General features: G+C 72.4%; 13 protein-coding genes and 1 pseudogene. 8 read left to right on the forward strand and 6 right to left on the reverse strand.

Features of this window, described 5'->3' with window-relative positions; all coding sequences use genetic code 11:
* Window positions 1–118, reverse strand: a pseudogene (locus GTW67_RS27735) (LysE family translocator); the annotation flags it as partial.
* Between the two features lie 99 nt (window positions 119–217).
* Between GTW67_RS27735 and GTW67_RS27740 the strand changes: the two are divergent.
* Window positions 218–1,360 (forward strand): DUF2786 domain-containing protein, encoded by a 1,143-nt coding sequence (locus GTW67_RS27740; protein ID WP_161167507.1) that lies wholly within the window; start codon window positions 218–220, stop codon window positions 1,358–1,360.
* A 34-nt stretch (window positions 1,361–1,394) separates the two neighbouring features.
* Here the strand turns inward: GTW67_RS27740 and GTW67_RS27745 are convergent, their stop codons facing one another.
* A complete protein-coding gene (locus GTW67_RS27745; protein WP_161167508.1) occupies window positions 1,395–1,937 on the reverse strand; it encodes a DUF4232 domain-containing protein in 543 nt (180 codons plus the stop codon).
* 50 nt (window positions 1,938–1,987) lie between these two features.
* Window positions 1,988–2,560, reverse strand: coding sequence for a hypothetical protein (locus GTW67_RS27750; protein ID WP_237519062.1), 573 nt, complete (start codon window positions 2,558–2,560; stop codon window positions 1,988–1,990).
* Here GTW67_RS27750 and GTW67_RS27755 point away from each other — a divergent pair.
* On the forward strand, window positions 2,559–2,699 hold the full coding sequence (locus tag GTW67_RS27755) for a hypothetical protein (RefSeq protein ID WP_161167509.1): 141 nt from the start codon (window positions 2,559–2,561) through the stop codon (window positions 2,697–2,699). The genes GTW67_RS27750 and GTW67_RS27755 overlap by 2 nt on opposite strands.
* A gap of 35 nt (window positions 2,700–2,734) precedes the next feature.
* On the opposite strand, the gene rpsN is transcribed toward GTW67_RS27755, so the two are convergent.
* The gene (gene rpsN, locus GTW67_RS27760; RefSeq protein ID WP_161167510.1) at window positions 2,735–3,040 is read right to left on the reverse strand and encodes a 30S ribosomal protein S14; all 306 of its coding nucleotides are present in this window, start codon (window positions 3,038–3,040) and stop codon (window positions 2,735–2,737) included.
* A complete protein-coding gene (gene rpmB, locus GTW67_RS27765) occupies window positions 3,040–3,276 on the reverse strand; it encodes a 50S ribosomal protein L28 (protein ID WP_161167511.1) in 237 nt (78 codons plus the stop codon). Before rpmB ends, rpsN begins: the two co-directional genes overlap by 1 nt.
* A gap of 62 nt (window positions 3,277–3,338) precedes the next feature.
* Between rpmB and rpmG the strand changes: the two genes are divergently transcribed.
* From rpmG to GTW67_RS27785, 4 genes are all read left to right on the forward strand, one after another.
* On the forward strand, window positions 3,339–3,503 hold the full coding sequence (gene rpmG / locus GTW67_RS27770) for a 50S ribosomal protein L33 (protein ID WP_161167512.1): 165 nt from the start codon (window positions 3,339–3,341) through the stop codon (window positions 3,501–3,503).
* 9 nt (window positions 3,504–3,512) lie between these two features.
* Window positions 3,513–4,745, forward strand: a complete 1,233-nt coding sequence (locus tag GTW67_RS27775) for a CobW family GTP-binding protein (protein WP_161167513.1) — start codon at window positions 3,513–3,515, stop codon at window positions 4,743–4,745.
* A 5-nt stretch (window positions 4,746–4,750) separates the two neighbouring features.
* Complete coding sequence (gene rpsR / locus GTW67_RS27780) at window positions 4,751–4,984, forward strand: 30S ribosomal protein S18 (protein ID WP_161167514.1); 234 nt, start codon at window positions 4,751–4,753, stop codon at window positions 4,982–4,984.
* A 295-nt stretch (window positions 4,985–5,279) separates the two neighbouring features.
* Window positions 5,280–5,549, forward strand: coding sequence for a DUF397 domain-containing protein (locus GTW67_RS27785; protein ID WP_077799099.1), 270 nt, complete (start codon window positions 5,280–5,282; stop codon window positions 5,547–5,549).
* Between the two features lie 59 nt (window positions 5,550–5,608).
* On the opposite strand, the gene GTW67_RS27790 is transcribed toward GTW67_RS27785, so the two are convergent.
* Window positions 5,609–6,109, reverse strand: coding sequence for an ATP-binding protein (locus tag GTW67_RS27790; RefSeq protein ID WP_161167515.1), 501 nt, complete (start codon window positions 6,107–6,109; stop codon window positions 5,609–5,611).
* 345 nt (window positions 6,110–6,454) lie between these two features.
* Here GTW67_RS27790 and GTW67_RS27795 point away from each other — a divergent pair, with 345 nt between their 5' ends.
* Together GTW67_RS27795 and GTW67_RS27800 are read left to right on the forward strand one after the other, a co-directional pair.
* A complete protein-coding gene (locus GTW67_RS27795) occupies window positions 6,455–7,291 on the forward strand; it encodes a Sco1979 family transcriptional regulator (protein ID WP_524539829.1) in 837 nt (278 codons plus the stop codon).
* A gap of 72 nt (window positions 7,292–7,363) precedes the next feature.
* Window positions 7,364–8,824 (forward strand): aldehyde dehydrogenase family protein, encoded by a 1,461-nt coding sequence (locus GTW67_RS27800; protein ID WP_161167516.1) that lies wholly within the window; start codon window positions 7,364–7,366, stop codon window positions 8,822–8,824.
* Window positions 8,825–8,893 lie beyond the last annotated feature (69 nt).

Below are 8,893 nucleotides of genomic sequence, written 5' to 3' on the forward strand. Positions count from 1 at the left end.
CCGCCGCGGGCCCGCCCCGCCCGCCCATCGCCACGATGAACATCAGGTCGGGCCCCGGAGTGACGCACAGCGCGAGCGCGGCGACGAGGAACGCCGCGTAGAGAGTCGTGTCCACCATGTGCGCCATGCTCGGTGCGGCACGCCGCCGCCGACGACCGAATTCCGCGGAGTGAGACACGCCGCGGCCCGGGCCGGGGGGCCGTGGCACCATCACCGGGTGAGCACGTCCAGCACCGTCGACCGCGCCTTCGGGGCCGCCCTGTACGACACCGCCGACACCGCCCTCGACACCGCGGCCTCGCTGCTCGCGGCCGACCCGGCGGCGGACGCCGAAGTGGCCCGGCGGGGCGAGGAGTTCCTGGCCACGGCCTGGCGGCGCGGCTGGCAGCCCGCCGACGTCGTACGGACCGTGCGGCGCGAGCTGGACGACGCGCACGTGCGGCTGGTTGCCGGGCTGATCCGGGCGCAGGCGGCGCACGACCGTCCGCGCGGCCCCCGCTGGGCGGCGCAGCTGGAGGACCTGCCGGAGCCGGCGGCGGCGACCCGCACCGACCGCTTCTCGCACGCCACCGCCGTACTGGAGCTCTACCGCCTGCTGCTGCGCCTGCCCGTGCTGGAGCCGCTGGAGCCGCTGGACGCGGGGGCACCGCGCCGGGAAGCGCGGCCGGAGTCGCGCGCCCTCGCCCGCATCCGCGCGCTGCTCGCCAAGGCGGAGGCGACCGGGTATCCGGAGGAGGCGGAGGCGCTCAGCGCCAAGGCGCAGGAGCTGATGGCCCGGCACAGCGTCGACGAGGCGCTGCTGTCGGCGCACGCGCCCTCGCCCGACGCGTCGGGGGCCTGCCGGATCGGCGTGGAGCCGCCCTACGAGCAGGCCAAGGCGGTGCTGCTGGACGCGGTGGCCGACGCCAACCACTGCCGGGCCGTGTGGAACGAGGCGTTCGGCTTCTCCACCGTGGTCGGCTTCGAGACCGACCTGGAGGCGGTCGAACTCCTCTACACCTCCCTGCTGGTGCAGGCCGAGACCGCGATGACCAGGGCGGAGGCCGCCCAGCGCGCCGGCGGGCGCAAGCGGACCAAGACGTTCCGTCAGTCGTTCCTGGCGGCCTACGCCCACCGCGCGGGCACCCGTCTGAGGGCCGTCGCCGAGCGGACGGCCGCCGAGACGGGGGCGGCGGACGCCGACCTGCTCCCCGTACTCGCCACCCGCGAGGTCGCGGTCACCGACCGGCTGGAGCGGATGTTCCCGGAGACGACCACGACCCGGCTGCGGGGCGCCGACGACGCGGCGGGCTGGACGGAGGGCACCCGGGCGGCCGACCGCGCCCAGGTCGGCCACCGGCGCCCGCTGCCCGGACAGTAGACCCGGCGGCAGTAGGCCCCGCGGCCCCCGCCGCTCAGTCCCCGGCGCGCTGGAACGCGCTCACCGTGGCATCCGGTGCCCCGCCCTTCTTCGCGACCTCGCCGTACGACCACGCGAAGCGGTGCGTGGCGGCGTCGCCGGGCAGGGCGAACTCCGCCGAGCGCACGGCGAGGCCGTCGGCGTCTCCGCGTACGTAGGTCAGGGTGAACGTGGCCGTGCCGTCCGCGGTGAGGGTCAGCCGCTGCGCGGTGGCGGCCTCGTCCGCGGGGACCTCGGCCGGGGTGCCGTCGGCGGTGAGGGTGACGGCCGGGAAGCCGTCGAGCGTGCACGCCGGGCCGTGGTTGGCCAGGGTCACGGCGACGGTGCCGGTGTCCCCGGCGGCCGGAGCGGGGCTCGGCGCGATCTCCACGTCCGTCTCCCCGATCCGGCAGGCGGCGGGGCCGCGGTCGGCGGTACCGCTCTTGCCGCCGCCGCTGTCGGCGCTGCCGCCGTCATCGCCGCCGCTGCCGCAGGCGGTGAGGAGGAGTGCCGCGGTGACGGCGACCATGGCGGCGACGGCCGGCTTGGTGGTGCGCATGGGTTCTTCTTGTTCCTTCGTGCGTGCGAGAGGGCGTGCGGACGTGCTGTTCAGGAGCCCAGGCCGTCGGTCGGCAGTCCCGGCGGCAGCGATCCGCCCTCGGACTTGGTGTACGTCTCCTCACCCAGGGCGCCCTGCCACTTCACCTTCAGGGAGGACCCGTCGACCGACTCGACCGTGCCGTTCGCCCGGTCGTCGTTGCCGTCGGCGCACTTCAGGCGGAGGGTGCGGATGCCGGACTCCTCGCCCGCGGTGCCGCTGCACACGGACCCGCCCGTGGCGAAGAGCGCGGCCTTGTCGCCGGTGACCATCAGGGCGACGGCGTGACCGTCGCTGGTCGCCAGCCAGCTGCCCTCCAGCTCACCGGCGGCGGCGGACGGCGAGCCGCCCCCGGTCCCGCCCGTGTCCGCGCTCGCCGAGGCGCTGGGCGCGGCCGAGGACGTGCCGTCCTTGCCCGCGTCGCCGTCGGAGTCACCGTCGTCGGAGCACGCGGTCAGCGTCAGCGCGCCCAGCAGGGCGACGGCCGCGGCAGCCGCCCGGACGGACCGCCGCGCACCCCCGCGGGAGCCCCCGGAGCCCCCCGCACGGACGGCCCCGCAGGCCGCGCCCGCCGTACTCGGCATGCACGTACTCGGCATGCACGTACTCGTCACGCACGTACTCGTCAGGTACGTACTCGTCATGTCCGCCGTGCTCGGCGCGTGCGCCGTACTCGCCGTGCTCTTCGCAGTCACCTGTGACACCGCAAGCTCCAAGCTGTAGCCGGGCGGCCGGGTGGGCCCCACGTCAGCGGCAAGCTACCAGGACGACTTGCGAACTCCCGGCAGATGTCCGGCGTGTGCCTGCTCACGCAGGTTCACCCGGGACAGGCCGAAGGCGCGGAAGTAGCCGCGCGGGCGCCCGTCGACCTGGTCGCGGTTGCGTACGCGCGTCGCGCTCGCGTCCCGGGGCTGGGCGCGCAGCTCGCGCCGGGCGGAGAGGCGTTCGGCGTCGGTGGACGACGGCCTGCGGATGACCTCCTTCAGTTCGGCCCGCCGTGCGGCGTACCGCGCGACGGTCTTCTGGCGCTGCTCGTTCTTCGCGACCTTGCTCTTCTTCGCCATCAGACCCGCACCCCCCGCGCGCGGATGCGCGCCACGGCCGCCTCGACGCCGATGGTGTCGACCGTCCTGATCCCCTTCGTGCTCAGCCGCAGCCGCACGTGCCGGCCCTCGCTCGGCAGCCAGTAGCGCTTGGTCTGGATGTTGGGGTCGAAGCGGCGCGAAGTCCGCCGGTGGGAGTGGGAGATGCGGTTGCCGAAGCCCGGCCGGGCGCCGGTCAACATGCAGTGCGCGGACATGGTGACGTACCTCTCGTCAGTCGTGGCTGCTAATGGAATTCATTTTCAGTAAGGTATCAGCCATGGCACGCAACGAACTCCGCCCGGTCATCAAACTCCGGTCCACCGCCGGGACCGGCTTCACCTACGTGACGCGCAAGAACCGCCGCAACGACCCGGACCGCCTGACGCTGCGCAAGTACGACCCGGTCGCCGGCCGCCACGTCGACTTCCGAGGGGAGCGCTGAACCGCCGCCATGCGCAAGGGAATCCACCCGGAGCACCGCCCGGGCGTCGACCTGCCCGTGGTGATCGTCGGCGGGCTGCACGCCGACGCCCGCCGGGCGGCCGTGGCGCGGCTGCTGACCGACGTGCCCGGCAGCGTGGCCCTCCACCACGACCTGGCCACGGCCGCCGCGGGCACGGTCGTACGCACCGTCCGGGACGCCACCGGCACCCTGTCCGCCGGCGAGGCGCCCCTCGTCAACGACTGCGCCTGCTGCGCCCTGCGCGAGGACCTCGTCCCCGAGCTGGAACGGCTGGCGGACGCCGGAGGCACCCCGCTCGCCGTGGTCGAGCTGTGGGACTCGGTCGAGCCCCGGGCGATGGCCGAGGTGGTGACGGCCGGCGGCTTCACCGTCACCGGCGTGATCACGGCCGTCGACCCGGCACTGGTCCTGCCGTACCTCGGCAACGGCGACGACCTCGCGGAGGGCGGCCTCGCCGCCGCGGCCACCGACCAGCGCACCGTCGCCGACACCTTCGCACGCCAGCTGGAGTACGCCCCCGTCCTCGCCGTCGCCGACTCCCCGGAGGCCGACGACGAGGACCGCGAGCTGCTGTCCCAGCTGCATCCGACAGCCCGCCGGGTCCCGATCGGCCACGGTGACCCGGCGGGCGCCCGCCCGTCCGCACCTGCCTCCTCCGCTCCCGCCTCCTCCGCGCCCGCCTCCTCCGCTCTGGCGCGGGCGGCGTTCGCCGGCTTCGACGTGGAGGCCGCGGCGGCCGCCCAGCACCCGGCCTGCGCGCTGCTGCCCGCGGAGGCCGACGCGCACGGTGTCGTCACCTTCGTCTGGCGCCGGCGCCGCCCCTTCCACCCGGAGCGGCTGTACCAGGCGCTGGAGGACCTGACCTGCGCCGCCGCCCGCAGCCGCGGCCGGTTCTGGCTCGCCGACAAGGCGGACGCGCTGCTGCACTGGGACGCCGCGGGCGGGGCCCTGTGCGTGGAGAGCGCGGGGCCGTGGATGGCGTCGCTGCCCGACGCCGCCTGGGAACTGGTCCCGCCCGTGCGCCGCGCCGCCGCCGCGCTGGACTGGCACCCCGAGCACGGCGACCGCTGCCAGCACCTGGTCTTCACCTCGCCCGGACTCGACCGCGACGGCCTCGAACGGCTCCTGGAGTCCTGCCTGCTGACCGACGCCGAGTACGCCGCAGGGCACGCGGCCTGGCGACGGCTGCCGCCCGCCTTCGACACCCTCCTGGAGGTCTGACCGCCATGCCGCGCAAGAGCGAACGCAAGCCCCCCAAGCGGCGCCCCAACCCTCTGGACGCGGCCGGAGTGACGTACATCGACTACAAGGACACCGATCTGCTGCGCAGGTTCCTCTCCGACCGCGGCAAGATCCGCAGCCGCCGTGTCACCCGGGTCTCGGCCCGGCAGCAGCGGCAGCTGGCGAAGGCGGTCAAGAACGCGCGCGAGATGGCGCTGCTGCCGTACGCGACCCGCTGACCGGCCGCTTTCTCGCCGCCGCACCGACGACACCGGGGCCCGTTCCGTCCGACGGGCCCCGGTGTTGTTGCATGTTCTCCGAATTCCGGGGCAGGCGCGGGAACGACTTCTTCGGAGCGGGCGTCAGAGAGGGCAAGGGCTTTCGGCGAAGCGGTCGTCCAAGCTGTAACCGGAGGAACACCGCGCGTGCACGTGCATTTGCTCATGCATCCGCACGTGAACGGAGCTATGATCCGGACCAGTTGACCGCTGCATCAATGGCCATACCAGCCAGTGCACCACCGGGGAGCGACCTGTGGACCACGACGTGTACGACGTTGACGACGCGTCCGGCGTGTACAACGGCATGGCCGCCACGCAGCTGCACGACGTGGCCTGGCAGAAGAGTCGGCACAGCAACTCGCAGGGCTCCTGCGTGGAGTTCGCGCGACTGCCCGACGGGGGCGTGGCCGTGCGCAATTCCCGTTTCCCCGACGGTCCCGCGCTCGTCTACACGCGCGCCGAGATCGAGGCGATGCTGCTGGGCGTCAAGGACGGGGAGTTCGACCACCTGATCGCGAGCTGACGGCCGGCCCACCACGCACTCATCGCGAACCGACCGCGCGCCGATCGCGGCCGCGGCCGTCAGTCGGCGGGCTTCTGGAGCCGGAAGAGCGCCCAGACGACCTTGCCGCCGAGCGTGCCGGCGAGCGGGTGCCAGCCCCAGCTGTCGCTGAAGGAGTCGACGAGGAACAGGCCGCGGCCCGACTCCGCCGAGAAGTCGTCGGTGTCCCGGGCGACCGGGCTGTCGTGGCTGGGGTCGCGCACCGCGCACACCAGCCGCTCGGTCCAGCGCATCAGATGCAGCCGCACGGGGGCGTTGAGGTCGGCCAGGCGCGGGGCGTCGGCCGGCAGCGCGTGCCGCAGGGCGTTGGTGACGAGCTCGGACACCACGAGGCAGACGTCGTCGAAACGGTCGCCCATGTCCCAGCCGTCGAGCGTTCTGCGGGTGAACCCGCGGGCCTCGCGCACCGCCTCGAAGCGGGGCGGCAGGGAGCAGGAGGCGGCGTTGGAGACGGCCGCGGGGTCGAGTGGCGGAAGGCCCTGCCGTAACGGCTCGAGCATGGTCGATCCATTCGTCCCCATGCGAGGCACTCCCGGGAAATTCGCGGTCGTAGCGAGGCGGCGCGGTGGTGCGGGACCATGGTTTCGGATGCGTACCCCAGATGCAAGGGCAGATGCACGTGCAGGTGACCGAAATGGACCTGCACGTACCGCTTGTTGGGCAATTTTTCCGTCGTCTTCGCGCCGTCTTCACCCCACATCCCGAACGGACGGCGTCAACTCCCCGACCGATCCTGCGCGTTCCCTTTGGCTCGATTCCGTTTCCGTAACCGGACGAGTACTGCTCGGAGTGTTTTAGTGGCAGACTTCGGCCCCTGAAGACGGTTGGGGAGGCTGGCGAACGTGAGCGCGGGAGAGCCCGGATCGGTGGTGCGGCGCATGCTGCTCGGATCACAACTCAGGCGACTGCGTGAGACGCGGGGGATCACGCGAGAGGCGGCGGGTTACTCGATCCGCGCATCCGAATCGAAGATCAGCCGGATGGAGCTGGGCCGGGTGAGCTTCAAGACGAGAGACGTCGAGGACCTGCTGACGCTGTACGGCATCACGGACGAGCAGGAGCGGACCTCCCTGCTCTCGCTCGCCAAGGAGGCCAACGTCGCGGGCTGGTGGCACAGCTACTCCGACGTGCTGCCCAGCTGGTTCCCCACCTATGTGGGCCTGGAGGGCGCCGCGTCGCTGATCCGCGTGTACGAGGTGCAGTTCGTGCACGGCCTGCTCCAGACCGAGGAGTACGCGCACGCGGTGGTCCGGCGCGGCATGAAGGGCGCGAGCGAGGCCGACGTCGAGCGGCGGGTGGCGCTGCGCCTGGAGCGGCAGAAGCACCTCGTCGCCGAGAACGCGCCGGAGTTCCACATCGTCCTGGACGAGGCCGCGCTGCGCCGCCCGTACGGCGACCGCGCGGTGATGCGCGGGCAGCTCCAGCACCTGATCGACATGTCGGAACGCTCCAATGTGCGGCTTCAGGTCATGCCGTTCGGCTTCGGCGGGCACTCGGGCGAAAGTGGCGCGTTCACGCTCCTCAGCTTCCCCGAGTCCGACCTCTCGGACGTCGTGTACCTGGAGCAGCTCACCAGCGCCCTGTACCTGGACAAGCCCGAGGACGTCACCCAGTACGAGACGGCGCTCAAGGAGCTCCAGCAGGACAGCCCGGGGACGGACGAGAGCCGCGACCTCCTCCGAGGGCTTCTCCAACTCTCCTGAAACATAAGTACGATGACGCTCAATCAGCCGCGCGCGGCAGCTGCGGCGGCAGCCAGGGGATTGAGGGATCACATGTCGTCGTACTTCACCGACCTCGCCCAGCAGTACATCGACGGCGAGTGGCGTCCGGGCACCGGCTCCTGGGACATCATCGACTTCAACCCGTACGACGACGAGAAGCTGGCCTCCATCACGATAGCCACCGTCGAGGAGGTCGACGCCGCGTACCGGGCGGCCGAGCGCGCGCAGAAGCAGTGGGCGGCGACGAACCCCTACGCGCGCCGCGCGGTGTTCGAGAAGGCGCTGCGCCTCGTGGAGGACCGGGAGGCGGAGATCAGCGAGGCGATCGTCGCCGAGCTGGGCGGCACCCGTCTCAAGGCCGCCTTCGAGCTGCACCTCGCCAAGGAGTTCCTGCGCGAGGCCGTCCACCTGGCGCTGCGCCCCGAGGGCCGGATCATCCCCTCGCCGGTCGACGGCAAGGAGAACCGCGTCTACCGGGTGCCGGTCGGCGTGGTGGGCGTGATCAGCCCCTTCAACTTCCCCTTCCTGCTGTCCCTGAAGTCGGTCGCCCCGGCCCTCGCCCTCGACAACGGCGTCGTCCTCAAGCCGCACCAGAACACGCCGATCGTCGGCGGCACGCTGGTCGCGAAGCTCTTCGAGGACGCCGGACTGCCGGGCGGCCTGCTCAACGTCGTGGTCACCGACATCGCGGAGATCGGCGACGCCTTCCTGGAGCACCCGGTCCCGAAGGTGGTCTCCTTCACCGGCTCGGACAAGGTGGGCCGCCACGTGGCCACCGTCTGCGCCGCGCACTTCAAGCGCTCGGTGCTCGAACTGGGCGGCAACAGTGCCCTGGTCGTCCTCGACGACGCCGACGTCGACTACGCGGTCGACGCCGCCGTCTTCAGCCGCTTCGTCCACCAGGGCCAGGTCTGCATGGCCGCCAACCGTGTGCTGGTCGACCGGGCGGTGGCCGACGAGTTCACCGAGAAGTTCGTCGCCAAGGTGAAGACCCTCAAGGCCGGCGACCCGAGCGACCCGTCGACCGTCATCGGCCCGGTGATCAACTCCTCGCAGGCCGACGCGCTGGCCGGCGTGGTCGAGCAGGCGCTCGCCGAGGGTGCGACCGCCCTGGTGCGCGGCACCACCACCGACAACCTCGTCACGCCGTCGGTCCTGACCGGCCTGCCCGCCGACTCCGCCCTGCTGAAGCAGGAGGTCTTCGGCCCCGTCGCCTTCCTCGTCCCCTTCGACGGCGAGGAGGAGGCCGTGCGCCTGGTCAACGACACCCCGTACGGCCTCAGCGGCGCCGTGCACACCGGGAACATCGAGCGTGGCGTGAACTTCGCCAAGCAGATCGACACCGGCATGTTCCACGTGAACGACGGCACCGTGCACGACGAGCCGATCGTGCCCTTCGGCGGCGAGAAGCACTCGGGCATCGGCCGGCTGAACGGCGACACGATGCTGGACGCCTTCACGACGCAGAAGTGGATCTCGGTGCAGCACGGGCGCAGCGGGTTCCCGTTCTGAGGGTCACGGCGGGCGGGCACCGTCGCCGGATTTAGGGCCTGTCGTTTGGATCATGCCGGCGTCGCGGGG

It is taken from the genome of Streptomyces sp. SID5910, assembly GCF_009862125.1.
Classification (GTDB): Bacteria; Actinomycetota; Actinomycetes; order Streptomycetales; family Streptomycetaceae; genus Streptomyces.

Excerpts from the sequence above, each read along its gene's own strand:
- GTW67_RS27745 (WP_161167508.1), bottom strand. The coding sequence starts at position 1,937 with ATGCGCACCACCAAGCCGGCCGTCGCCGCCATGGTCGCCGTCACCGCG.
- GTW67_RS27755 (WP_161167509.1), top strand. The coding sequence starts at position 2,559 with ATGCACGTACTCGGCATGCACGTACTCGTCACGCACGTACTCGTCAGG.
- GTW67_RS27750 (WP_237519062.1), bottom strand. The coding sequence starts at position 2,560 with ATGCCGAGTACGGCGGGCGCGGCCTGCGGGGCCGTCCGTGCGGGGGGC.
- rpsN (WP_161167510.1), bottom strand. The coding sequence starts at position 3,040 with ATGGCGAAGAAGAGCAAGGTCGCGAAGAACGAGCAGCGCCAGAAGACC.
- rpmB (WP_161167511.1), bottom strand. The coding sequence starts at position 3,276 with ATGTCCGCGCACTGCATGTTGACCGGCGCCCGGCCGGGCTTCGGCAAC.
- rpmG (WP_161167512.1), top strand. The coding sequence starts at position 3,339 with ATGGCACGCAACGAACTCCGCCCGGTCATCAAACTCCGGTCCACCGCC.
- GTW67_RS27775 (WP_161167513.1), top strand. The coding sequence starts at position 3,513 with ATGCGCAAGGGAATCCACCCGGAGCACCGCCCGGGCGTCGACCTGCCC.
- rpsR (WP_161167514.1), top strand. The coding sequence starts at position 4,751 with ATGCCGCGCAAGAGCGAACGCAAGCCCCCCAAGCGGCGCCCCAACCCT.
- GTW67_RS27790 (WP_161167515.1), bottom strand. The coding sequence starts at position 6,109 with ATGGGGACGAATGGATCGACCATGCTCGAGCCGTTACGGCAGGGCCTT.
- GTW67_RS27800 (WP_161167516.1), top strand. The coding sequence starts at position 7,364 with ATGTCGTCGTACTTCACCGACCTCGCCCAGCAGTACATCGACGGCGAG.